The organism is Sphingopyxis soli, assembly GCF_018682675.1.
Classification (GTDB): Bacteria; Pseudomonadota; Alphaproteobacteria; order Sphingomonadales; family Sphingomonadaceae; genus Sphingopyxis; species Sphingopyxis soli.
Window position 1 is genome coordinate 51,485 of record NZ_JAFMTR010000035.1, and the last position, 23,430, is coordinate 74,914.

General features: G+C 66.2%; 25 protein-coding genes, 1 tRNA gene and 1 riboswitch. Of the genes, 8 read left to right on the forward strand and 18 right to left on the reverse strand.

Translation table 11 applies throughout. The features are described 5' to 3' along the window. Positions 1 to 139 precede the first annotated feature (139 nt). Genes J1N50_RS04850 through J1N50_RS04860 form a run of 3 tightly spaced genes read right to left on the reverse strand, consistent with a single transcriptional unit; the run spans position 140 to position 2,205 of the window. Positions 140 to 886: a thioredoxin domain-containing protein gene (locus J1N50_RS04850; protein ID WP_215350609.1), complete on the reverse strand. Its 747-nt coding sequence runs from the start codon at positions 884 to 886 to the stop codon at positions 140 to 142. Between the two features lie 38 nt (positions 887 to 924). After that, complete coding sequence (locus J1N50_RS04855; RefSeq protein WP_215350610.1) at positions 925 to 1,638, reverse strand: DsbA family protein; 714 nt, start codon at positions 1,636 to 1,638, stop codon at positions 925 to 927. A 9-nt stretch (positions 1,639 to 1,647) separates the two neighbouring features. Next, positions 1,648 to 2,205 carry a DUF721 domain-containing protein gene (locus J1N50_RS04860; RefSeq protein ID WP_215350611.1) on the reverse strand — a complete coding sequence of 186 codons (558 nt, stop codon included), beginning with the start codon at positions 2,203 to 2,205 and terminating at the stop codon, positions 1,648 to 1,650. Between the two features lie 26 nt (positions 2,206 to 2,231). On the opposite strand from J1N50_RS04860, the gene J1N50_RS04865 reads away from it, so the two are divergent. From J1N50_RS04865 to nudC, 3 genes are read left to right on the forward strand one after another with little or no spacing between them, the layout of a single operon-like run. Continuing rightward, complete coding sequence (locus tag J1N50_RS04865; RefSeq protein ID WP_215350612.1) at positions 2,232 to 3,260, forward strand: A/G-specific adenine glycosylase; 1,029 nt, start codon at positions 2,232 to 2,234, stop codon at positions 3,258 to 3,260. After that, complete coding sequence (locus J1N50_RS04870) at positions 3,257 to 4,543, forward strand: serine hydrolase domain-containing protein (RefSeq protein ID WP_215350613.1); 1,287 nt, start codon at positions 3,257 to 3,259, stop codon at positions 4,541 to 4,543. Before J1N50_RS04865 ends, J1N50_RS04870 begins: the two co-directional genes overlap by 4 nt. Beyond that, positions 4,543 to 5,412: an NAD(+) diphosphatase gene (gene nudC / locus J1N50_RS04875; RefSeq protein WP_215350614.1), complete on the forward strand. Its 870-nt coding sequence runs from the start codon at positions 4,543 to 4,545 to the stop codon at positions 5,410 to 5,412. The genes J1N50_RS04870 and nudC overlap by 1 nt, the downstream gene beginning before the upstream one ends. Before the next feature lie 139 nt (positions 5,413 to 5,551). Here the strand turns inward: nudC and J1N50_RS04880 are convergent, their stop codons facing one another. The 3 genes from J1N50_RS04880 to J1N50_RS04890 all read right to left on the reverse strand — a co-directional run bounded on the left by J1N50_RS04880 (position 5,552) and on the right by J1N50_RS04890 (position 8,281). Continuing rightward, positions 5,552 to 5,962, reverse strand: coding sequence for a DUF2497 domain-containing protein (locus J1N50_RS04880; protein WP_425516927.1), 411 nt, complete (start codon positions 5,960 to 5,962; stop codon positions 5,552 to 5,554). 127 nt (positions 5,963 to 6,089) lie between these two features. Further along, a complete protein-coding gene (locus tag J1N50_RS04885) occupies positions 6,090 to 7,565 on the reverse strand; it encodes a TolC family outer membrane protein (RefSeq protein WP_246553118.1) in 1,476 nt (491 codons plus the stop codon). 53 nt (positions 7,566 to 7,618) lie between these two features. Next, positions 7,619 to 8,281 carry a protein-L-isoaspartate O-methyltransferase family protein gene (locus J1N50_RS04890; RefSeq protein ID WP_215350617.1) on the reverse strand — a complete coding sequence of 221 codons (663 nt, stop codon included), beginning with the start codon at positions 8,279 to 8,281 and terminating at the stop codon, positions 7,619 to 7,621. 238 nt (positions 8,282 to 8,519) lie between these two features. Between J1N50_RS04890 and J1N50_RS04895 the strand changes: the two genes are divergently transcribed. Continuing rightward, a tRNA-Cys gene (locus J1N50_RS04895) sits at positions 8,520 to 8,593 on the forward strand. A gap of 281 nt (positions 8,594 to 8,874) precedes the next feature. Here J1N50_RS04895 and J1N50_RS04900 read toward each other — a convergent pair. From J1N50_RS04900 to thiC, 3 genes are all read right to left on the reverse strand, one after another. After that, on the reverse strand, positions 8,875 to 9,102 hold the full coding sequence (locus J1N50_RS04900; protein ID WP_215350618.1) for a hypothetical protein: 228 nt from the start codon (positions 9,100 to 9,102) through the stop codon (positions 8,875 to 8,877). An 84-nt stretch (positions 9,103 to 9,186) separates the two neighbouring features. Then, positions 9,187 to 10,659, reverse strand: a complete 1,473-nt coding sequence (locus tag J1N50_RS04905; RefSeq protein ID WP_215350619.1) for an ATP-dependent nuclease — start codon at positions 10,657 to 10,659, stop codon at positions 9,187 to 9,189. 147 nt (positions 10,660 to 10,806) lie between these two features. Then, complete coding sequence (thiC, locus tag J1N50_RS04910) at positions 10,807 to 12,693, reverse strand: phosphomethylpyrimidine synthase ThiC (RefSeq protein ID WP_215350620.1); 1,887 nt, start codon at positions 12,691 to 12,693, stop codon at positions 10,807 to 10,809. A gap of 42 nt (positions 12,694 to 12,735) precedes the next feature. Further along, positions 12,736 to 12,847: riboswitch (TPP riboswitch) on the reverse strand. 376 nt (positions 12,848 to 13,223) lie between these two features. On the opposite strand from thiC, the gene J1N50_RS04915 reads away from it, so the two are divergent. Beyond that, complete coding sequence (locus J1N50_RS04915) at positions 13,224 to 13,679, forward strand: DUF6265 family protein (protein WP_215350621.1); 456 nt, start codon at positions 13,224 to 13,226, stop codon at positions 13,677 to 13,679. Positions 13,680 to 13,814: 135 nt separating this feature from the next. Here J1N50_RS04915 and J1N50_RS04920 read toward each other — a convergent pair whose 3' ends face one another. From J1N50_RS04920 to J1N50_RS04940, 5 genes are read right to left on the reverse strand one after another with little or no spacing between them, the layout of a single operon-like run. After that, a complete protein-coding gene (locus J1N50_RS04920; RefSeq protein WP_215350622.1) occupies positions 13,815 to 14,270 on the reverse strand; it encodes a DMT family transporter in 456 nt (151 codons plus the stop codon). Continuing rightward, positions 14,267 to 14,488 (reverse strand): tautomerase family protein, encoded by a 222-nt coding sequence (locus J1N50_RS04925; RefSeq protein ID WP_215350623.1) that lies wholly within the window; start codon positions 14,486 to 14,488, stop codon positions 14,267 to 14,269. The genes J1N50_RS04920 and J1N50_RS04925 overlap by 4 nt, the downstream gene beginning before the upstream one ends. Before the next feature lie 28 nt (positions 14,489 to 14,516). Continuing rightward, positions 14,517 to 14,990 (reverse strand): nuclear transport factor 2 family protein, encoded by a 474-nt coding sequence (locus J1N50_RS04930; RefSeq protein ID WP_215350624.1) that lies wholly within the window; start codon positions 14,988 to 14,990, stop codon positions 14,517 to 14,519. 11 nt (positions 14,991 to 15,001) lie between these two features. After that, on the reverse strand, positions 15,002 to 15,412 hold the full coding sequence (locus J1N50_RS04935) for a VOC family protein (protein ID WP_215350625.1): 411 nt from the start codon (positions 15,410 to 15,412) through the stop codon (positions 15,002 to 15,004). Next, positions 15,409 to 16,035, reverse strand: coding sequence for a pyridoxamine 5'-phosphate oxidase family protein (locus J1N50_RS04940; RefSeq protein WP_215350626.1), 627 nt, complete (start codon positions 16,033 to 16,035; stop codon positions 15,409 to 15,411). Before J1N50_RS04940 ends, J1N50_RS04935 begins: the two co-directional genes overlap by 4 nt. Before the next feature lie 136 nt (positions 16,036 to 16,171). Between J1N50_RS04940 and J1N50_RS04945 the strand changes: the two genes are divergently transcribed. Beyond that, positions 16,172 to 17,062, forward strand: coding sequence for a LysR substrate-binding domain-containing protein (locus J1N50_RS04945; RefSeq protein WP_215350627.1), 891 nt, complete (start codon positions 16,172 to 16,174; stop codon positions 17,060 to 17,062). A gap of 304 nt (positions 17,063 to 17,366) precedes the next feature. Here the strand turns inward: J1N50_RS04945 and J1N50_RS04950 are convergent, their stop codons facing one another. Further along, positions 17,367 to 18,395 (reverse strand): MipA/OmpV family protein, encoded by a 1,029-nt coding sequence (locus J1N50_RS04950; RefSeq protein ID WP_215350628.1) that lies wholly within the window; start codon positions 18,393 to 18,395, stop codon positions 17,367 to 17,369. 162 nt (positions 18,396 to 18,557) lie between these two features. Here J1N50_RS04950 and J1N50_RS04955 point away from each other — a divergent pair, with 162 nt between their 5' ends. Beyond that, entirely contained in the window at positions 18,558 to 18,812 is a 255-nt protein-coding gene (locus tag J1N50_RS04955; protein ID WP_215350629.1) for a hypothetical protein, read from the forward strand. Between the two features lie 46 nt (positions 18,813 to 18,858). Further along, positions 18,859 to 20,787, forward strand: coding sequence for a 1-deoxy-D-xylulose-5-phosphate synthase (gene dxs, locus J1N50_RS04960; protein ID WP_215350630.1), 1,929 nt, complete (start codon positions 18,859 to 18,861; stop codon positions 20,785 to 20,787). A 170-nt stretch (positions 20,788 to 20,957) separates the two neighbouring features. Here the strand turns inward: dxs and J1N50_RS04965 are convergent, their stop codons facing one another. From J1N50_RS04965 to J1N50_RS04975, 3 genes are all read right to left on the reverse strand, one after another. Then, positions 20,958 to 21,377 (reverse strand): DUF3035 domain-containing protein, encoded by a 420-nt coding sequence (locus J1N50_RS04965; RefSeq protein ID WP_058456791.1) that lies wholly within the window; start codon positions 21,375 to 21,377, stop codon positions 20,958 to 20,960. A gap of 27 nt (positions 21,378 to 21,404) precedes the next feature. Continuing rightward, entirely contained in the window at positions 21,405 to 21,929 is a 525-nt protein-coding gene (lspA, locus tag J1N50_RS04970) for a signal peptidase II (RefSeq protein WP_215350631.1), read from the reverse strand. Further along, on the reverse strand, positions 21,926 to 23,430 hold a 1,505-nt coding region (locus tag J1N50_RS04975; protein ID WP_215350632.1), incomplete at its 5' end, for a class I tRNA ligase family protein. The genes lspA and J1N50_RS04975, both read right to left, overlap by 4 nt.

Here is a 23,430-nt window from a genome sequence, read left to right on the forward strand (position 1 = left end):
TGCAGGTCGTCGAATCGCGGCTGTTGCAACCTTTGCGTCACAATTCCCCCTCGCACCGTCATGACGCGCCGGAGGGGGAGTCGCAAGGGGTTAGAAAACCTCCTCCCCGCGGGCTCGCCGCAGGGAGGATCGCCGGCGTTCAGCGGGCGCCCATCGTGCGCAGGCGGTCGCGCAGCAGGCCCCAGGTCGCGATACCCTCGGCGACCTGGCCGTTGATGACGAAGGTCGGGGTGCCCTGGATCGTATATTTCTCGACCGCGGCGTTGGTGCCCTGTTCGAGCTTCGAGATATTGTCGATATTGCCGAGGCACGCGTTGATCTGTTCGGCGGTGACGCCGCGCGACTGGAAGAAGGCGTCGAGCTTCCACGCCTTGGCGAGCGCCGGGAAACGCTGCGCCGGAGGCAGCTTCATCGCCGCTTCGCCGCCCGCGGCATTCGCCTGCGCCCCGGCGAAGAGGTCGGCCTGCGAGGCGAAGACATTTTCCTGCAGCGGGAAATAACGGTCGACCGGGCCGCAGCGGATCACCGCCGCCGCCATCGCGTCGAGCGGATCGCGGATGAAGTTGCGGACCTCGAGGCTCACCCGGCCGGTGTCGATGAAGTCGCGCTTGATCTCCTCGTGGCTTTCCTTTGAAAATTCGGCGCAGTGCGAGCAGGTGAGCGAGGCGAATTCGATAACCTTGATCGGCGCGTCGGGGTTGCCCATCAGATAGCCGCCGTCGGCGGTCTGGCTGACCGTCGCGGACCAGCTCTTGCCCGCGGGCGCCGCGACCTTGGCAATGACATCCTGTTCCTTGGCGGGGTCGGTCTTGCTTTCGCCGCAACCCGCGAGTGCGAGCGCGCCGAGCGAGGACAGGAGGAGGATACGCAGCGGGGCCTTCGTCATGGTCGGTTTCTCTCCGGACAGGGGGATAGAATGGCTTCTTAGGAGCCCTTCAGGGCGGCGTCGAGTTTCGTTTTGAGCGCGGTCCACTGGACCACGGCGGCGTTGCGGCCGTTGATGAAAAAGGTCGGGGTGCCCGCGACGCGATCGGCGTTCTGCCCGATGTTGGTCATCCCTGCGATCTCCGCCTGCGCGACCTCGCTGTCGAGGCACGCGCCGATCTGCGCCGTTGTATAGCCCCGCTTCTGCATGATCGCGGTGAGCCCGGTGTCGGCGGCGATCCTGCGCGCGCGGTCGCCGAGGCTGCCCTGATACCAGCTTTTCCTCTGCGCTTCGGTGGCCTTGGCGACCTTGCCGAGCCAGACCGGCTGCGCGGCGAAGATCGCGTCGTGATTTCCGGCGAAGGCAGCCGGCGCGCCGCAGCGCGCGAGCAGCGCGGCGGTCATGTCGACGGGGTCGCGGACCAGGTTGCGATATTCGAACAGCACCAGCCCCTTGTCGATGTAGAGGGTGCGGAGCGGGACGGTGCCGGCTTTGGCGAATTCGGCGCAATGGCTGCACGTATAGCTGAAATATTCGACGAGCCGGACCTTCGCGTTCGGGTTGCCGACGATATAGGCGCCGATCGGGCTGGTTTCGACCTTCGCCGACCAGCGGACGGGCTGCGCGGGCGTCGCGGCGGCGAACAGTGCGAGGGCGGCGGTGGCGGCAACTGCGACGGCGATGCGGCGGGAGGTCGGGCGAAGTCGGGACATGCGTGGCCTTCAACTGATCCGGGGGAGCTTCGGCGCCGACGCCAGCCCCGCCGCCATGCGTTCGAGCACGGTACGCAGTTCCGGGTCGCCGATATCGCGAAGGCTATCCCCCAATTCTTCGGGTACGGGTTTGAGCATTGCGGGCGGCTGAACGGGGGCGGCGGGGGTCACCTGGCCGTGCGTCATCCGCACCGCGGCGATCGCGGCATAGCCGAAGAAGCGGTTCACCGCGGCGATGATGTCGGGCGACACGTGCTGGAGCATCGGGGCGTGCGCGCCGCTGATCGTCAGGTGCAACGTGCCGCCCGCTTTCTGCCCGGCGGGGAAGCGGATCATCGCGGGCTGGGTGACGTCGGCGAGCCGGTCGCCGACGATCTCGCGCCAGCGGCTGACCACCGATGACTGGATGAAGCCGAATTTGCGAAAGGCGGTGCGGCCGATTTCGGGGACGAGGTCGGCGATCGAGCGCGCCTCGCCGCCGCGTGGGCGCTCATAGGGCTTGGCGTCGGGCTTTTTTGCCGCCTTCTTCTTGGGGCTTTCGCCTTTGGGAGTGTCCGCTTTCGCCATCGCCGCCGCCATGCCATAGGCGGGGGGTGAGCGTCCAGACTTCAGGCAGCATCGACAGTTTCGCCGCGCGTCTGCTCGGCTGGTACGACCGGTCGGCGCGCGCGCTTCCATGGCGCATTCCGCCGGGGAGCGATGCGGTGCCCGATCCGTACCGCGTGTGGATGGCCGAAATCATGCTGCAGCAGACGACAGTCGCGGCGGTCGCCGGCTATTTCGAGCGTTTTGTCGCGCGCTGGCCGACGGTTGCCGATCTGGCGGCGGCCGACGACGCCGACGTGATGGCGGCCTGGGCCGGGCTCGGCTATTACGCCCGCGCCCGCAATCTGCTCGCCTGCGCGCGCGCCGTCGCCCGCGACCATGGCGGGCATTTTCCCGATAGCGAAGCGGGGTTACGCGCGCTGCCTGGGGTCGGGGATTATACGGCCGCCGCCGTCGCCGCGATCGCCTTCGGCCGCCCGGCGGTGGTGATCGACGCCAATATCGAACGCGTGATCGCCCGGCACCGGCTCATCGAAATCCCGCTTCCCGCCGCCAAGCGCGCGATTCGTGCCGAGCTGGCGCCGCTGGTTCCCCGCGGCCGCCCCGGCGACTTCGCGCAGGCGCTGATGGACCTCGGCGCGACGATCTGCACGCCGCGTGCGCCCGCGTGCGGCCTCTGCCCGCTGATGGCCGACTGCGCGGCGCGCGGCCGCGCCGATATCGAGCGCTTGCCGGTCAAGCCTGCGAAAAAGGCGAAGCCGCAGCGCTATGGCGTCGCGCACTGGATCGAGCGCGACGATGCCATCTGGCTCGTCCGCCGTCCCGACAAGGGGATGCTCGGCGGGATGCGCGCGCTGCCCGGCGGCGCCTGGACCGACGTGCCGCCCGCCGAGTCCGGTATCGCCCAGGTCGATCATGGTTTCACCCATTTCGACCTTCGCCTGACGCTCGTTGCCCGCGAAAGCGAGGATGCCGCAGGGGAAGGCGAGTGGTGGCCGCTTTCGGCGCTTGACGCCGCCGGATTGCCGACGCTCTATCGCAAACTGACCGACAAGATGCGGGAGAGAATTTCATGACCATGATGGTTTCGCGCCGGGCGTTGATGGGCGGTTTCGCGCTGGGCGGCGCAGGGCTGATGCTGCCGGGCGCGGCGCTGGCGTGGAAAGCCGATGGCGCCGCCGCCTACCCGGCGACCGCGGCCTTCATCAAGGGCTTCGTCGACCGGCGCGAACTGGCCGGGACGCTCGCCGCGATCGGCAGGGGGCAGGGCGCGCTCGACGTCTTTGGCGCGGGCACGCAGGCGATGGATTCGGCGCGGGCGGTCGACGGCGACACGATCTGGCGCCTCTATTCGATGACCAAGCCGGTGACCGGCATCGCCGCGATGATCCTGATCGAGGACGGCAAGCTGGCACTCGACCAGCCGATCGCCGACATCCTGCCCGCCTTTTCGAAGATGAAGGTTCAGAACATTCCCGACGGTTCGCTGACCGACGTGCGCGATGCGAAGACGCCGATCACGGTGCGCCACCTGCTGACGCACACCGCGGGCCTTGGATACGGGATCGTCCAGAAGGGACCGCTGCGCGACGCCTATAACGAGCAGGGGATTTTGGGCGGGCAGGTCAGCCGCCTGCCGATTCCGGGGTTCCCTCCCGCGACCCCGGCGCCGAGCCTCGCCGAATTCGCCGACCGGCTCGCGAAGCTGCCGCTGGTCTATGAACCCGGCACGCAGTGGAGCTATTCGGTCGGGCTCGACCTGCTCGGCCGCGTGATCGAGGTCGTGTCGGGTCAGCCGTTCGACCTGTTCCTGAAGGCGCGCCTGTTCGATCCGCTGGGGATGAAGAGCACGGGGTTTCAGGTTGCGGCGGCCGACGTCGGCCGGCTTTCGACCAACTATGCCCCCTTTGGTGGCGCCTTGCTGCCGATCGATCCCGCGACGAGCTCGATCTATCTCGACAAGCCGCCGATCCCTTATGGCGGCGGCGGGCTGGTTTCGACCGCGCGCGACTATGACCGCTTCCTCGCGATGCTGCTCGGCGAAGGCGAGACCGACGGCGTGCGGATCCTGAAGCCCGAGACCGCCAGGCTCGCGATGTCGAACCTGTTGCCCGCGGGCGCCTCGACAAAGAACAGCTTCGTCGAGGGCGAAGGGTTCGGCGCGGGCGGGCGCGTGTCGCTGCCGACCTCGCCGACGGGCGAAGGCGTTTTCGGCTGGGGCGGCGCGGCGGGAACGATCGGCTTCGTCGATCGCGCGCGCGGCTACCGCGTCGGTGGCTATGCCCAATATATGCCCGCCGAGGCGCTGCCCTTCCAGCGCGACTTCGGGAAGAATTTCTACAAGGATGCGATGGCCTGATGCCGCTGCCGCTTGGTTTCACCGGGGCGCGGATCGACCGCGCCGATCGCCTGCGTACCGATGCGGAAGCGTTTGCCGCGGCAACGCAGGATCCGCGCGCGACCTGTCTCGCGATGGACGGGATCGATCCGGTGCCCGGCGAGCGGGGCGGGCTGATCTGGGAACCGCTGGACCCCGCCGACGACCGCGCGCTGCTGTTGCTCGGGATCGACGATGCCGGGGCGCCGCGCTTCGTCCGCGCGCCCGCGCCCGGCGCGCGCATCGACGCGCGCTCGCGGACGGTGATGCGGCTGATCCCCTTGCTGTCGCCCGAGGAGGCGGCGCTTTACGGCGGCGCACGCAGCCTTGTCGACTGGCACGCGCGGCATGGCTTCTGCGCGGTGTGTGCGGCGCCGACTGCGATCTTTCGCGGCGGCTGGGGGCGGAAGTGCGGCAATTGCGGTTCGGAGCATTTCCCGCGCGTCGATCCCGTGGTGATCATGCTCGCCGAATATCAGGACCGTGTGCTCGTCGGGCGCCAGCCGGGCTTTCCGCCGGGCTTCTTCTCGGCGCTCGCGGGGTTCGTCGAGCCGGGCGAATCGCTCGAAGAGGCGGTGGCGCGCGAATTGTTCGAGGAGGCGGGGATCCAGGTGTCGGACGTGGTGTATGTGGCGAGCCAGCCCTGGCCCTTCCCCTCGTCGCTGATGATCGGCTGCCGCGCGGTCGCGCATGATACCGCGCTGACGATCGATACGACCGAGCTCGAGGCGGCGATGTGGGTCGAGCGCGCCGAGGTGCGCGCGGCGCTCGCCGGCGAGATGGGGGCGAGCTTCATGGCGCCGCCGCCGCTGGCGATCGCGCGTTATTTGCTGGAGGATTGGGCGGGGTAACCTCCTCCCTGTGGCGAAGCCATGGGGAGGTGGCAGCGCGAAGCGCTGACGGAGGGGCGGCAAGGCGCGCTTCCGCCCCTCCACCATCCTTCGGATGGTCCCCCTCCCCACCGCCTTGCGGCAGGGAGGATTATAAGTATCAGAATTTCTTGCCGGTAATCCGGCTGATTTCCCTGGCGACCATCGCCTCGACCATCGTCGGAAGGTTGGCGTCGAGCCATTCCTTCAGCATCGGACGAAGTGCCTCGATCACCACGTCTTCCATCGTGCGGCCGCCGGTCGGGGTGGCCGGGATAGCAGCGGTGACCGCGGGCGCGACCGCGGCCGTCAGCGCGTCGAGCGACTGGCGCGTGGCATCGGCGCTGGCGGCCGAGAGCAGCTCTTCCTCGGTCGGGATCACGGGCGGTGCATCGGCCATCGCATCATCTGGCGCTTCCCCTTCGTGAAGGTCGAGAACATCCTCGTTCGCCGCAGCGACGCGCTGGGCGCGGGCACCGGGAGCCTCGTCGCGCGCGATCACGCGCCGAATCGACGACAGGATGTCTTCCATCGATGGTTCCCGCGACAGATCGCCCATTACTGCCCCCATTTGCCCATTGCGGGCCCCACGATATCAGGGTCGCCCTTACAGGCGGTTAACCATCATCTTACCGGCCGGGGGCGGCCTTTGCCAAGCCTTATTGTTTCGGGCCGATTTCGACATAGGCAGGCACGCCGGCGTCGGCGGCCGGAATCGCCCTGGTGTCGGTTGCCTGCTGCTGCGGCTTCGGATCGTCGGCCCAATCCCAGAGCTGGCCCTTCACGCGGCGATAATTGACCTCGGGGTCATAAAGCGCGCCGCCCTCGATCCCGAGGTCGCGCGCTTCGGCCTTGCCCATTGCGGCGAGGACCGAGAAAGCGGCGACATAGCTGTTGCGCCGTGCCGAGACGAGCTGGACCTGCGCGTTCAGATATTCCTGCTCGGCGTTCAGTATGTCGAGGATCGACCGCGTGCCGACGCTGTTCTCGGCGCGAACGCCCTCGAGCGACAGGCCGTTGGCGCCGACCGCCTGTTCGGTCGCGGCGATGATCCGCTCGTTCGCCTGCCACGCGGCATAGGCGCCGCGCGTCTGGGCGATCACGTCGCGTTCGACCGCGACATAATTCTCGATCGCCTGGCTGGTCTGCGCCTGCGCCTGGCGCACGCGCGCCGAGGCGCGGCCGCCCTGAAAGATCGGCAGGGTCATCGACACGCCGGCGATCGTGCTCGTCGTCGTATTGTCCGACGTGGTGTTGCCGGCAGGGATCGAGTTGAGATTGTTGTTGTAGCCGCCGCTGACCGTCGCCGAAACCTTGGGCGCGCGGGTCGCCCGCGCGGCGCCGATGTCGGCGCGCGCGGCGCTGAGGCGCTGGTTCGCGGCATCGATGTCGGGGTTGTTGGTGAGCGCGATCGCCACCGCTTCCTCCGCCGTCGTCGGCAGGTTCGGCAGCACCGGCGGCGGTTGCAGGTCGGTCGGCGCGTCGCCGACCAGGCGGATATAGGCTTCGCGGCTGCGGATCAGGTTCGATTCGGCGGTGCGCAGGTCGCCCTCGGCAAGCGCGAGGCGCGCCTGCGACTGCGCGACGTCGGTGCGCGTCAGGTCGCCGATCTCGAACCGGTCGCTCGTCGCCTGCAAATTGGTCTTGAGGACCGACACATTCTTCTGGTTCAATTGGACGATCGCGATGTCGCGGATGACGTCCATATAGGCGCCGACGACCTGCGAGAAGATGCTCGCCTCGGTCGCGCGGAGGTCGGCCTGCCCCGCCTCGACGCGATATTTGGCGGCCTTCACCGCGTTGCGCACCGCGCCGCCCTGATAGAGCGGGACCGACAGCTGCGCGCCGGTCGAAACCGAGCGGCCGGGGGTGAAGAAGCTGTTGCCGGGGACGACCAGATTTTCCTGATAGTCGACGCTGGCGCCGACCGAGGGCAGCCCGGCCGCCTTCTGGATCGGCACATTCTCGTCGTTCGCGCGCTGCCCCGCGCGGGCGCCGGTCAAGGTCGGGTTGTTCTCATAGGCCTTGGCGAGCGCGCCCTGCAGCGTTTCGGCGTGCGCGGGCGATGCGGCGACCAGCGCGCCGAAGGCGAGACCGGCAAGCCAGCGGGCGCGGCGACCGGTTGCGATAGTCATCTTGTCATGCATCGTCTTGTTCAGCCTGAAACGGGGGAGGGGGCGGGCAACGCTCAGAACCGGAAGCCCTTGGGCGCGGCAAATCCGGGCAGCGGCGCGACGTCCATGTCGGCGAAGGCGCGCAGCGCGACGGCGCCGCCCGCCTTCACGCCCTGGACGAGCCGGGTGACGCTGCCGTCGCGGCGCGCGGCGACGATCCGCCCGCCCTCGGCGAGCTGTGCGACGAGCGCGTCGGGCAGCGTTTCGACCGCACCCTCGATGACGATGCGATCGAAGGGGGCGGCGTTCGGCGCGCCGGCGGCGAGCGGGCCCTGGGTCCAGGCGATCGCCGAATCGCCCGCCGCGGCGCGCGCGGCCTCGATCAGGTCGGCGCGTTCCTCGACCGCATGGACCTCGGCGCCCAGCTTCGCGAGCAGCGCGGCGGTATAGCCCGTCGCGGCGCCGACCAGCAGCACGCGCATTCCGGGCCGCACCGCCGCCTCGACGAGCAGGCGGCCGGTGACGAGCGGCGGATTGAGCGCGCGGCCGTCGCCGAGCGCGATCGCGCGGTCCATATAGGCGACGCCGGAAAGCGCGGCGGGCACGAACGCCTCGCGCGGCACCGCGGCCATCGCGGCGACGACGTCGGGGTCGATGACGTCGTTGGTGCGCAGCTGGCTGTCGATCATCGCGGCGCGCATCGCGGCCGCACCCGTCTCGCTCAATTTCGTTGCCATCCGTCTCTATCCGATTCCCTGGGCCCAAGCCTGTATCGCGCGGTTCTAGCCCAAGCATGGCTGTATTGCAATAGTAATACAGCCAAAAGACCCCGCCGCGCCGCGCATAGCGGGCAAAGGGGATGGAGCCAAGTGCGCATCGATGCGCGTGCCGGATGATGCAGATTGCGAAACGAACGGATTGCCAGTGCGAAACAAAGCGGCTAGGGGCGCTGTCTCCACGCAATTCTGCGCCTGAGGCCCGATGGCGGAGTGGTGACGCAGCGGACTGCAAATCCGTATACGCCGGTTCGATTCCGGCTCGGGCCTCCATCCTTATTCAATAAACCGCGACGCGGGCGTCGATCTCCCGCGATGCGCGCCATTGCGCGCCGCCTGCCCGCGTCGACGTGTCTCCGCCTTCGCAGGCGATGCCGGGCGCGGGCGGCCGCCGATTCCGGGGATGCACGGCGCGCTCCCTGCATCCAAAGTTCAGGAAAGTTCAGCCCAATGACGATCGCTTGCCGGTCCGCTGCGGAAGGATGGCGCGGCGTAAAGGAAAGGATGCTGCTCACCCGCCAGCTTGAAGCATGGCGGGATAATGTAGGAAAGCCTTATCTTGCGGGTGGGGCCGCAGCGAAGCCGCCCGGCGCGGCGCCAAGGTTTGAGGCGCGCGCGGGCAGCCACTCGGGCGGCGCATGGTGCAGGTCGTAGAGCGAGATGAGCGTGACATGGAGGAGGTCGGTCCCGCGCGACGGATCATTGCGCGGCAGCGCCGCGATCCGCGCCTGAACCTCTGGCGGCGGCTTGGCCATGATGTAGAGCGGGTTGCGGGCGCGCATGGGTGCGAGTTTAGCATGGTGTGAGCGGTTACATGCAAGTTGGTCCGCGGCTGGGTGAGCGGAATTGCCCTTTGAAGCCAAATGCTAGCTCTCGCCCTTTAGCTTTGTGAGAAACTCGGCAACGATTTGCGGATTGGACTGGGCCCATTGTGCGCAAAATGCTTGGGCGACGGTTTGTGCTGGGACCAATCCCAGTTTTTCGCCGACTTGGGCAAACAGCAGGTGTGGATCATGATTTGTCGTTCTGACAGTGCGACAAATTTCCTCCACTTTTTCATTGTCCTCGAACTTTTGGAGCATTGTCACGGCCAGCTTTCCGCCAATCTCTGACCACTTTTCCATGCATTGATCAAAAATATATGCCTCAGGGGATTCTCCTGGGAGTCTATATACCTTCTCTTGCTCGTTTTCATGCTGCTTTGAATCACCATCGATAAAACACAGGGATGGTACTTTAATTGATGGGTTTTTGTTGTGATAGCGGTTCATGGCGACGGCAGTTCCGTCCCCTGCCATTGGGTGCACTTCAAAATGATCCGCTGGTAGGTCGCCGCAACGTAAAATCGATTCTATCCATATTTTGGCGAACGCGTCTTCGACAAATATTACGGAATCTGTTTCTATCTGTCCCGTAATAGCTCTGAGAGATTTTACATCCAACTTCCCTTGGAATGCCTTGTCGCTAGTCATGGCCCAAACGGCTTTATCAGGAAGAGGAAGAAGCGCTTCGTTGGAGTGAGTTGTGAATATTACTTGGACTTTTTTTCTATTTGCAGCATCAATAAGATATTCAACGAGGCGAATAGTCGCGACGGGATGAAGCCCATTTTCAATTTCTTCAATAAGGACAATGGCATTCTCACCAGCCGCCTCGATCGCGGAAATCATGCGGATAACGCTCGATTCCCCGGCGCCAAAATGAAACTCGGAGTATTCTACATCGGCTTTTGTGCGACCGGTTAGAAGGGTAACATCAAGATTTTGAGCTATTTTTAACTGGCGAAAGCCCGAAACATCCTTACCAAGCACCCGAGATATCGCTGTGGCTGCACTCTCCGATAGTGCAGTTACCCTGCTATCAGGAACCACGAACTTTCTCGCGGTGCACCGAAGAAGTTCTTTACGCTCGCTTGCCGGTACAGTTCTGGAAACACCAAAAACCAGAACCTCCCTACTCATGGCATCTCGGTTCCATTTCAGGCTCTTGAAGCTTGCTGTACGTTGAACGGCCGCCTTGGGTGAATTTTCGCGATCAGTAACCTCGTATTCAATTGACCAGTCTTGCATCCCCGCGTCATATTTTCCGCTTTTGGCAAAGAACATTCGCGGTGGAATGTCGCGATAAATAATTCCCGCGGCGCCAAGTACCGTAGTTTTTCCACCCCCGTTCGGGCCGATTAACGCAGTAACGGGAAAATCGAAACTTATCGGTTCATCTTTGAAGCCGCGTAGATTGCGAAGAGTCAGTCGTGGTAAGTATTTTCCGTAGTTACGTTCTCTGGCTTTCTCCAGCAGCGAATTGATAATCGTATCTCGCACTTCGCTTTTGAACGCCATGTTTCCTCCGGTGCATTTTGTCCAACACTTCGGTTTTGCGGGCTTCACTTCTGCCGAATAAGGCAGAACGGCAAGGTGAAATGAGCGCAGAAGAAACTCAAGTCAAAGTTGCGCCCAATCTTGGCTCTTCGCCTTCGCTATCCAAGTCTAGTCATGCTCCCGCCCACCCGCGCCCATATACAGCTCGCGCCCCGTATCCTCATAAATCTGGCTCATTTCCGCCATGCCCTTCTCGGCCTCTTCCGCCGCGATGAAGCCGGCGCTGTCCTGATTGTGCAGCTTCGCGAACTCGCGCACCTCCTGACTGATCTTCATCGAGCAAAACTTAGGGCCGCACATGCTGCAGAAATGCGCGGTCTTGGCGCCCTCGGCGGGTAGCGTCTGGTCGTGGTATTGCTCGGCGGTGTCGGGGTCGAGGCTCAGGTTGAACTGGTCGCGCCAGCGGAATTCGAAGCGCGCTTTCGATAGCGCATCGTCGCGGACCTTGGCGGCGGGGTGGCCCTTGGCGAGGTCGGCGGCGTGGGCGGCGAGCTTGTAGGTGACGACGCCGACCTTCACATCGTCGCGGTCGGGGAGGCCGAGATGCTCCTTCGGCGTGACGTAGCAGAGCATCGCGGTGCCGTACCAGCCGATCATCGCGGCGCCGATGCCGCTGGTGATATGGTCGTAGCCCGGCGCGATGTCGGTGGTGAGCGGCCCCAAGGTGTAGAAGGGCGCCTCGCCGCACGCCTCGAGCTGCTTGTCCATATTCTCCTTGATCTTGTGCATGGGCACGTGGCCCGGCCCCTCGATCATCACCTGCACATCCTGGTCCCACGCGCGCCTGGTGAGCTCGCCCAGCGTGTAGAGCTCGGCGAACTGCGCCTCGTCGTTCGCGTCGGCGATGCTGCCGGGGCGGAGGCCGTCGCCGAGGCTGTAGGCGATGTCATAGGCCTTCATGATCTCGGTAATCTCGTCGAAGCGTTCGTAGAGGAACGATTCCTTGTGATGCGCGAGGCACCATTTCGCCATGATGCTGCCGCCGCGGCTGACGATGCCGGTGACGCGCTTCGCCGCCAAGGGAACGTAAGGCAGGCGGACGCCGGCGTGGATGGTGAAATAGTCGACGCCCTGCTCCGCCTGCTCGATCAGCGTGTCGCGGAAAATCTCCCACGTCAGCTCCTCGGCGATGCCGCCGACTTTCTCCAGCGCCTGATAGATGGGGACGGTGCCGATCGGGACGGGCGAGTTGCGGATGATCCATTCGCGCGTGTCGTGGATGTTGCGCCCGGTCGACAGGTCCATGACGGTGTCGGCGCCCCAGCGGATCGACCAGACCATCTTGTCGACCTCCGACGCGACGTCGCTGGCGACCGCGCTGTTGCCGATATTGGCGTTGATCTTGACGAGGAAGTTGCGGCCGATCGCCATCGGCTCGCTTTCGGGGTGGTTGATGTTCGACGGGATGATCGCGCGGCCGCGCGCGACCTCTTCGCGGACGAACTCGGGGGTGACGTAATCGGGAATGCTGGCGCCCCAGTCCTGCCCGTCGCGGACATATTCGGCGAGCCGCTCGCGGCCGAGATTTTCGCGGGTCGCGACATATTCCATCTCGGGCGTGACGATGCCGCGGCGGGCATAGTGCATCTGGCTGACGTTCTGCCCCGGCTTGGCGCGCAGCACGGTCTTGCGGACATTGGGGAAGGCGGGGACGCCGCCCGAACGGTCGGGGCCGAGCTGGCCGTTATCCTCGGGCCGCACCTCGCGCTGGGTGACTTCCTCGACGTCGCCGCGGGCGCGGATCCAGGCGGCGCGCAGTTCGGGGAGGCCGGCGGCGATGTCGATCGTCGCATCGGGGTCCGTATAAGGCCCGCTGGTGTCATAGACGCGGACGCTGGGCTCGCCGCTGTGCGGGTCGAGGTCGATCTCGCGCATCGCGACGCGGATGCCGCTGCCGGTGGGCGAGGCGACATGGACCTTGCGGCTGCCACGAATGGGTCCGGTGGTGACGCCGATGGGGGTCGCGGATTCGAACTTCGAGTCGATGTCGGCCATGTGCAGTCGCTCCAGCTATCCGGAGCGAGAATGGGTATTCCGGTGCGGAACGCCGACCCTCCCTCCGCCCGTATTACCGGGATCAGGTTCAACGGGTCGCGGTCTATTCCGCTCTCAACCGGCCATCACAGACGCGGCTCCCCGGGGATGGGCGATGCTTAGCCGGGCGGCGGCGCGCTGTCCATCGAAGACCGCGCGCCGCAGCGGAAAGTCAGGCGGCGGTGGCGCGGTCGCCGGCCTTCGGCGTGACCTCGGGGCTGTCGTCCGTATGGCCGAAGCCCGAATGATCGACGATGGCAAGCTGCGTCATGTTTGTGTCCTTCCCCAACCGGTGCAGCCGGGGGCGGGGGAGAGGGGAGAGCCCCCGGCTTGCGAAAGCGAACATGATGCGGCAGGAACCAAAAGTGCAGTACGCACCTTGAGGTGACTATGAAGGAGAGGGCTCCCGGCTGGATCGACAAGGTTGATCCGTGCGATGCGGGGTGCCCATCGCGCGATATGCTGACCCTGGATGCGGGAGGGAGGCGCGTATGACGGGATTATTCGCAGGATTGTCGGCGCTGTTGCTGGCCGCGGCGGCGCCCGCCGCGACGGTCGACGATCTCGGCTGGATGGCGGGATCGTGGATCGAGGAGGGCGGCGAGGATAGCGGGGGGCGCTGGACCGAGGAATATTGGACGGTGCCGCGCGGCGGGGTGATGCTGGGCGCGAGCCGGTCGGGGCGGGGCGAAAGCCTCGGCGAGTTCGAGTTTCTGCGGCTGCAGGCAGGCGCCGACGGGGCCGTCAGCTATCTCGCGCAGCCCGGCGGCGGGGCGCCGGTGGCGTTCCGGCTGGCGGCGCGCGATGCGACGAGCGCGACCTTCGAGAATGCCGCGCACGATTATCCGCAGCGCATCACCTATGCCCGCGCGGGCGACACGCTGACCGCGACGATTTCGCTGATCGACGGGTCGAAGGCGCGGCGCTGGGTCTATACGCGGCGCTAGGGCGATCCTCCCTGTCGCGGAGCGATGGGGAGGTGGCAGCGGCGCAGCCGCTGACGGAGGGGCTGTGGCGCGGCCCCTCCACCACTCGCTTCGCGAGCGGTCCCCCTCCCCACGGCTGCGCCGCAGGGAGGATTATCACGCCGTGCGCCGCGCGAGATAGACGCCGGCGACCATCAGCGCGATCCCGGCGACGCGCTTGACGTCGATCGCCGAGCGCATCGCGCCGAACAGGCCGAAATGGTCGATCGTCGCGGCGCTGATCAACTGGCCGACGAGGACGAAGAAGATCGCGTTGCCGACCCCGAAACGCGGCGCGATGAAGGTCACCGCGATCACATAGAAGGCCACGAAAAGCCCGCCGAAGTAGAATTGGAACGGGATGTCGGAGGTGAAGCGGATCTGCCCGATCGAACCGGTCGCGAGCGCGCCCGCGGTCGCGATCAGGAAGGCGAGCCCGAACAGGATCATCGACGCCGCCAGCGGCGCGCCGAGCCGGACGCCGAGGCCGCCGTTGAGCGCGGCGAGGATCGGGATGCCGATGCCGGTGAGCAACATGATGATCGCGAATCCGGTGGCGTTGCCGCTGGTCATCGTGCCGGTCCCCCCGAAGCCTGTTGCGCCCGATAGTCGAGGACGGGAAGGCCGCCGATTCCCCAATTGTCGGTGTCGACCTCGTCGATCACGACGACGGTGGTCGCCGGATTCTTGCCGAGGACGCGCTGCAGCAGCGCGGTGACGCCGCCGATCAGCTCGGCCTTTTGCGCGGCCGTCGCGCCCTCGCGGGTGATCTGGATGTTGACATAGGGCATGGCCGGGATCCTTTCGCGGACGGAGATGTCAGAGGCCGAGCTCTTCGAGCCCGGGGTGGTCGTCGGGGCGGCGGCCGCTGTCGCCGCGATCCCAGTGGAACAGCCGGTCGGATTCGGCAATGGCCAGGTCGTTGATGCTCGCGATGCGACGCCGCATCTCGCCATTGTCGGCGAAGTCCCAATTCTCGTTCCCGTAGGAGCGCCACCACTGGCCCGCATCGTCGTGCCATTCATAGGCGAAGCGCACCGCGATGCGGTTGCCGGTGAAGGCCCATAGCCCCTTGATCAGCCGGTAATCCTGCTCGCGCCGCCATTTGCCGGTCAGGAAGTCGACGATGGCTTCGCGGCCGGTGACGAAGGTCGAGCGGTTCCGCCAGACGCTGTCTTCGGTATAGGCGAGCGCGACGCGCGCGGGGTCGCGGCTGTTCCAGCCGTCCTCGGCGAGGCGGACTTTCAGCATCGCGCTGTCATGGTCGAACGGGGGCAACGGAGGTCGGGACATCGGTCTTCCTTTCAGGCGAAGGGGGTCGCGAATTCGATGCGGATGCCTCCCGGCATCGCGCAGATGAAATGGTGCGTCGTCGCACCCTCGCGGATCGGTTCGGGATCGAATTCGATGGCCGTGCCGGGATGGTTCTGGACGCGCGCGAAGACGGTGCGCAGCGCGTCGAGGTCGGCGACGCGAAGCGCGAGATGGTGGAGGCCGATATTGGCGCGGCGGTCGAACGGGGCCGCGCCCGCCGGATCGGCGACCTGCCACAAGGTGAGCAGCGTCGTGCCGTCGGTGACGAAGATCGCGGGATAATCGGGGCGTTCGGCGGCGACGCGGAAGCCGAGCGCCTCGACGAAGAAATCGCGCGCTTCGGCCACGTCGCGCACGGCGAGCCCGATATGGTGCGCGCCCTGGGTGCGAGCGGTCGTCATTGGTCATCCCTTTCTGCCCGGAGCGCGGCGATTTCGGCGCGCAGCTGGTTGAGTTCGGCGGCCATCGGCTTGATCGCCGCCGAAATTTCGGCCTCGGTGAAGCGCGGCGTGATATGCTGCGAGCAGTTCCACTCCCAGCCGATCACGTCGATGAAGAAGACGCGCTCGGGCACCGCGCGATACCCCTCGGGCATCAGCGCGGTGACCGCCGCCGGATCGTCGGCGAGTTCGACGCTCACTGCGTGGCCGATCAGCTTCAGCCGTTCCCGGTTCGGATAGTCCATCAGGAACAGCGAGACGCGGTCGTTCACGGCAAGGTTCGCGGTGCTGATATATTGCTTGTTGCCGCGATAGTCGGCGAAACCGATGCGGTTGCCCCCGATATGGCGGAGAAAGCCTGCGGGCCCCCCGCGATGCTGCATATAGGGCCAACCCCCGGCGTTGACGCTGGCCATGTAGAAGCTGTCGCGCGCTTCGATAAAGGCGATTTCCTTTGGCGTCAGCGCATCGGGGGTGCCGTCGGCGCCGGCGTCGAGCTTGGCGTAGGAGGCGCGCGAGCCGTGCGCCTGTTGTCGCAGCTTCACCGCGTCGTCGAAGAGCGTATGCCGGTAATTTCGCGCCATCTGCCGTCCTTCCAGAAGCGCGAACGGAAGCCGGAGGGGGGGGCACGCTTCCGTTCGCCGTACCGATTTAGGCCGTTGCGTAGATTGTGATAATCGTGGAAGTCTGAACAAGTTAATTCCGGTAAATGGAATAATAATGGACCGACTGCTCACGTTGGAAATGTTCGTTGCGGTGGCTGGCGAAGGGGGCTTTGCCGCCGCGGCGCGCAAGCTCGGCAGCTCGCCGCCCGCGGTGACGCGCGGGATCGCGGCGCTCGAGGCGCGGCTGGGCACGGCATTGTTCCACCGGTCGACGCGCGCGGTGTCGCTGACCGACGAAGGCGCGGCGTTCCTCGGCGAAGCGCGGCGGCTGCTCGGCGAACTGGCCGAGGCAGAGCGGACGGTGCGCGGGGTGCAGGCGGTGCCGAGCGGACAGCTCTATCTGACCGCGCCGGTGATGTTCGGGCGGCTGCACGTGCTGCCGGTGGTCGATGCGTTGCTGATCGAACATGCGGCGCTCGGCGCGCGCATGATGCTGATCGACCGCAACGTCCGCATCGTCGAGGAGGGGATCGACGTCGCGGTGCGGATCGGCCCGCTCGCCGATTCGGGGCTGAAGGCGGTGCGGATCGGCCGGGTGCGCCAGATGCTGGTCGCGAGCCCCGCCTATCTGGCGCGGCGCGGCGCGCCGGGGGTGGTCGCGGAACTTGCGGGGCACGAGCTGATCGGGATGGAGGGGCCGCGCACGACGAACGAATGGCAGCTCGCGAGCGGCCGCTGGCGCTTCGAACGGCGGCCGCGTTTCATCGTCAACACCGTCGATGCCGCGCTGGCGGCGGCCGAGGCGGGGGTCGGGATTGCGAACCTGCTGAGTTACCAGGTCGCGGCGGCGGTCGATGCGGGGCGGCTGGTGTCGCTGCTGCCCGATGAGCAGCCCGAAGCGCTGCCGGTCCACCTGCTGTTCGAACCGTCGCGCGCGGCGCTGCCGTCGGTGCGGCTGTTCATCGCCGCGATGAAGGCGCGGATGCGGATGACGGGGCTGGTTTGAGAGCGTGTGTCTGCTTTGGGGTGGTTTCCAGACCTTCGTCATCCCGGACTTGATCCGGGATCCACCCCAGTGCTGAAGTCATGGACCCCGGATCAAGTCGACCGAGCCGCTTGTCTCGTTCGAGGGTGACGAGGAAGGAATTATCCTCCCTGTGGCGCAGCCATGGGGAGGGGGACCGTCGCCGCAGGCGATGGTGGAGGGGCCGCGACGTCGCGCCATAGCCCCTCCGTCAGCCCTGCGGGCTGCCACCTCCCCATCGCTGCGCGACGGAGAGGAGCTTATGCCCGCAACCGGTCGTCACCCGTCAGAACTGATACGCGATCCCGCCGCCGGCGAGCCACTGGTTGCGGCTGCCGGCGATGCTGACGATCGGCGAATCGGCGATGCGGCCGAGCATCCGGCCATATTGCACGCCGCCGATCAGGACGAAGCCCTTGCGGAGGTCGCCCGACAGCGCATAGGCGCTCGCGAGGCCGAGCGTATATTTTCCCGCTCCGCCCTTTGCGCCCGCGCGGCTATAGACGGGAAGCCCGCTCGCGGCGCTGCCCGCGGGGTCGATGTCGAAATAATAGCGGCCGAAGCCCTTGCCGTAGAAATTGATCGACGCCGACATGCCGACATAGAGCCGCTTCGACAGCGGGGTGCCATAGTCGATCGTCGGCGAGAAAGCCCAGCTGCCGTGGCGGCCCGACACGTCCTTGAGCGCGACGACGCGGAAGGCGATCTGGTCGTAGCGGCTGGTGATCACGCCGGTGTGGCTGATCCCGGCCATCGCGCCGACCTCGACCGCCAGCTTCTTTTCGCCGAGCGCCTCGACCTGCGGATCCTTGATGCGGCCGGTGCGGTCGCTGCGCAGGCTGACGATCGGGCCGAATTTGACGTCGGTCTTTGCCCCGCGCCGCTGGCGCAGCAGGTCGACCTGGAGGTTGGTGCCGCGCGTCGAGAAGGAAAAGCCGCTGACGCGGCCGCGGATGTAGAAGGCGGGAAGCAGGGTGCGATCGTCCGAGCCATTGTAGCTGGGCGTCGACATCACCCCCGCCGCCACCGCGAAATAGTCGCGCGCCCATTTGCGGCTCTCGTCATCGTCGTCGATGTCGTCGCCGCGGGTCGGCAGCAGGATATTCTCGTCGATGTCGCCGCGCTGCAGATAGCCGGGGGCCGGCAGGCCGGTGGGGGCGGTGCTGCCCGCCAGTCCGCTGTCCGCCGGTTCGACGATATCATAGGGAAGCGATGCGTCCTCGGCCATCGCGGCGGGCGCGGTGGCAAAGGCGCAGGCGAGCGCAAGGATCGGTGCGGACCGGGAGAGGCGAAAGTGCGAAATCCAAGCGGGCATAGCTGTCCTGTTTTCTTGCCCCTCTGAACGGGGGTGTAGGCGAATGTCACATCAATGCAACGTGTTCGTCTTGCGAGAGGTTGCTTTCCCCGGCATCGTGACATTCATGCACCAGAATCTTTCCATGCTGTTGACAAGCCCGCCGGCGGGATTTGGCTCGCGGTGAGTCGCGCAGGGCGCTTCGCGGGCTATGCGCTGATGGCGGCTGCGGTGGTGCTGGCGGTGCTGATGCGGCGCGGCATGGTCGCGGCGATCGGGCCTTTTCCGGTCGCGGCGGTCGCGCTGCTGGTCGGGATGGCCGGGGTGATGCTGGTGTTCACCGACCTGATGGTGCGCGGGCTCTATGCGCAGGTCGATGCGGCGAGGGCGCGCGAAGAGGAAGGGCGTGCGGCGGACGGGGAAGCGAGGCGCGACTAGCCCCTTTTCGTTCGACAGTTTCTGCGGTTACCATTATGACGGCGCGATGACCGACCGTCCGCATACGCCGCTGCTCGACACGGTGGATGTCCCCGCCGACCTCCGCAAGCTGAAGCCCGAAGACCTCCGCCAGTTCGCCGACGAGCTGCGCGCCGAGACGATTTCGGCCGTCGGCAGCACCGGCGGGCATCTGGGATCGGGGCTGGGCGTGGTCGAATTGACCGTCGCGCTTCACTATGTGTTCGACACGCCGCGCGACAAGATCGTCTGGGACGTCGGGCACCAATGCTATCCGCACAAGATCATCACGGGGCGCCGCGACCGCATCCGCACGCTGCGGCAGGGCGGCGGGCTTTCGGGCTTCACCAAGCGGAGCGAGAGCGAATATGACCCGTTCGGCGCGGCGCATTCGTCGACCTCGATCAGCGCGGCGCTGGGCTTTGCGATCGCGAACAAGCTGAAGGACGAGCCGGGCCGCGCGATCGCGGTGATCGGCGACGGGTCGATGTCGGCGGGCATGGCCTATGAGGCGATGAACAACGCCAAGCAGGCGGGCAACCGGCTGATCGTCATCCTCAACGACAACGATATGTCGATCGCGCCGCCGGTGGGCGGACTGTCGGCCTATCTGGCCAAGCTGGTGTCGTCGCGGCCGTTTATCGAGCTGCGCGAGATTGCGCGGCGCTTTGCGCGCAAGCTGCCCGAGCCGCTGCACAAGGCGGCGAAGAAGACCGACGAGTTCGCGCGCGGCATGGCGATGGGCGGGACGCTGTTCGAGGAGCTGGGCTTTTATTATGTCGGGCCGATCGACGGGCATAATCTGGAGCATCTGATCCCGGTGCTGGAGAATGTGCGCGACAGCGACCATGGTCCGGTGCTGATCCATGCGGTGACGATGAAGGGCAAGGGCTATGCCCCCGCCGAGGCCGCCGCCGACAAATATCACGGCGTCCAGAAGTTCGACGTGATCACCGGCGAACAGGCGAAGGCGCCGCCGGGGCCGCCATCGTACCAGAATGTCTTCGGCGAGACGCTGGCGAAGCTGGCGGACAGCGACCCGCGGATCGTGGCGATCACCGCGGCGATGCCGTCGGGGACCGGCGTCGACAAGTTCGCGAAGGCGCACCCCGACCGCAGCTTCGACGTCGGCATCGCCGAGCAGCATGCGGTGACCTTTGCCGCGGGACTCGCGGCGCAGGGGATGCGGCCGTTCGCCGCGATCTATTCGACCTTCCTCCAGCGCGCGTACGACCAGGTCGTCCATGACGTGGCGATCCAGAATCTGCCGGTGCGTTTCGCGATCGACCGTGCGGGGCTCGTCGGGGCCGACGGATCGACCCATGCGGGATCGTTCGACGTCACCTATCTGGCGACCTTGCCCAACATGGTGGTGATGGCCGCGGCCGACGAGGCCGAGCTGGTCCATATGACCTATACCGCCGCCGAATATGACGATGGTCCGATCGCCTTCCGCTATCCGCGCGGCAATGGCACCGGGGTGCCGCTTCCCGAGGTTCCGCAGAAGCTGGAGATCGGCAAGGGCCGCGTCGTGCGGGCCGGCAAGACCGTCGCGATCTTCTCGCTCGGCACGCGGCTGGCCGAAGCGGTGAAGGCGGCCGACACGCTGGAGGCGCGCGGGCTGTCGACGAGCGTGATCGACCTGCGCTTCGCGAAGCCGCTCGACGAGGAACTGATCCGCAGGACGCTGGCCGCCCATGAGGTGTGCGTGACGATCGAGGAGGGCAGTATCGGCGGGCTCGGCGCGCATGTGCTGACCCTGGCGAGCGACGAGGGGCTGATCGACGCCGGGCTGAAACTGCGGACGATGCGGCTGCCCGATGTATTCCAGGACCAGGATTCGCCGCAGGCGCAATATGACGCCGCGGGGCTCAACGCGCCGCAGATCGTCGATTGCGTGCTGAAGGCGCTGCGCCACAACAGCGCAGGGGTCGAGGAAGCGGGGGCGCGGGCGTAGTTTTATATTCGCCCTGCGGGCTGCTACCTCGCCATCGCCGAGCGACAGGGAGGATTTCTTCCTTCGTCACCCCTGAGCGTGTCGAAGGGTCCGGAATGACGAAGGAAATATCGATCAAAAGAAAACGGCCCGGGATCAGCGGGCCGTCATCCGTTCGATTGGCGTTCGCGCTACGCGCCCGGGATCGCCGCCTGCGCGTCGCGGCCGTCGCCTTCGGGGGCGAAGATGATGTCGCGGGTGACGAGGCCCTTGTCGACGACCTGCGTGTCGGGGCTGCCGACATTGCTGCGCACGCCGGGGTCGCCGCGCTGGCCGTCGGCGCTGCCGATGATCTGGTTTTCGGTCGCGCTGCGCTGGGCAGGGCCGCCGAAGAGCGCCTTCAGCGTCTGTTCGGCGGTCGATTCATTGCCGGGACGCGCGGCGCCGGGCGCCGGCGGGGTCAGCGAGAAATCGGGCGGCACGACGAGCGGCGCCTGACGCGACACCGCGAATTCGTCGGGCCGGTCGCGGCTGAACAGATTGTTCGACCCGCAGGCCGAGAGCGTCGTCGCGAGAATCGAGGCGGCGAGAATGGCGGTGGTCCGGTTCACTTTACAAAATACTCCCAATTCGCCCCGTTACTCTTTGGCAGGCTGTTCGGCCGCCGGAGGGGCCTTTTCGCCCAAGAGCAGCGCGCGCGCAACCAGCAAAAGCACGCCGATGCTGATGCAGGCATCGGCGACGTTGAAGATCATGAAGGGCTTGAAGGTGCCGAAATGCAGGTCGGCATAGTCGACGACATAGCCGAGGCGGATGCGGTCGACGATATTGCCGAGCGCGCCGCCGAGGATCAGCGCGAGCGCGATGACGTCGCCCTTCGCCTTTTCGCGCGTCATCCAGACGCCGACGGCCAGCGCGACGAACGCGGTCACCGCTGCGAGCGTCCAGCGCGTCGTGTCGTTGCATTTTGCAAACATCGATAGCGAGATGCCGCAATTCTCCGCCCAGGTCAGATTGAAGAAGGGCAGCAGCTCGATCTGGCCATAGGGCTTGGTTTCGAGCGACAGCGGAATGGTGACGATCCATTTCGCGGCCTGATCGAGGACGAAGGCGATCGCCGCGATGACGAGACCGAAACGCAGATGGGGGGAACGCGTGCTCATCGGGCGTCCAATACCGTCTCGCAGCGATTGCACAAGGCGCCGTCCTCGCTCACTTCGGGGAGGTGGCGCCAGCAGCGGCCGCACTTGTGGTTGGTGGTGGGGGTGATCGTGATCCCGTCGTGCCCCGGCACAAGATGCACGGCGCCCGAAATGAAAGTTTCAGCCAGATAGCTGAGATCGAGATCGCGCAGGATCGCTTCAAGGTCGCTCATCGTGACCTCTGCTTCGAGGCTGGAGCGCACGATTTTCTCGCGGCGCAACGGTTCGATGGCTTCAGTGACCTTGCCACGAAGCTCGCGAAGCTCGGTGTTCCGCAGCACGAGATCGTTGTCGCTTTCAAATGACGGCAGCACCGGCCACTCCAGCAAATGCACGCTGCCCGCGTCGGGATAGCGCGTGCCCCAGACTTCCTCGCTCGTGAACACCAGCACCGGTGCGGCATAGCGCACCAGCGCATGGAACAGCACGTCGAGCACGCTGCGGTACGCGCGGCGGGTGTCGGTGCCGAGCGGGGCGGCGGGGCCGAGGTCGCAGTAGAGGACGTCCTTGCGGATGTCGAAATAGAAGGCCGAGAGGTCCTCGTTGCAGAAATCGGCGAGCAGGCGCGTGTAGCTGTTGAAGTCGAAATCATCGACCGCACGGGCGAGCTTGGCGTCGAGATCGGCGAGCAGCGACAGCATATAGCGTTCGAGTTCGGGCATCGCTGCGACGTCGGAGACGCGCTCCTCCTCGCTGAACCCGTCGAGCGCGCCGAGCAGGTAGCGGAAGGTGTTCCTGAGCTTGCGATACTGGTCGGCGACGCCCTTCAGGATTTCGTCGCCGATGCGATGGTCCTCGGTGAAGTCGACCGACAGCGCCCACAGGCGGAGGATGTCGGCGCCATAGTCGCGCATCAGGTCGAGCGGATTGACCGTGTTGCCGAGCGACTTCGACATCTTCATGCCCTTGGCGTCCATCGTGAAGCCGTGGGTCAGGATTGCGTCGTAGGGCGCGCGGCCGCGCGTCGCGCAGCTTTCGAGCAGCGACGACTGGAACCAGCCGCGATGCTGGTCGCTGCCTTCGAGATAGAGGTCCGCGGGCCAGCGAAGCTCGGGCCATTTGCCGCTCTCGAGTACGAAAGCGTGGGTACAGCCCGAATCGAACCAGACGTCGAGAATGTCGGTGATGCGCTCGTAATCGGCAGCGTTATATGCCTCGCCGAGATACTCCTGCGCGCGCGCGTCGGTCCAGGCGTCGACGCCGCCCTCGCGCACCGCGGTCACGATGCGGTCGTTGACGAGCGGGTCATTGAGATACTGGCCGGTCTTGCGGTCGACGAAGAGCGTGATCGGCACGCCCCATGCGCGCTGGCGGCTGAGCACCCAGTCGGGGCGCCCCTCGACCATCGACCCGATGCGGTTGCGGCCCTTGGCGGGGACGAAGCGCGTGCGGTCGATCGCGGCCATGGCGAGGGTGCGCAAAGTTGCTCCCTCCCCCCCTGCGGGGGAGGGTTGGGGAGGGG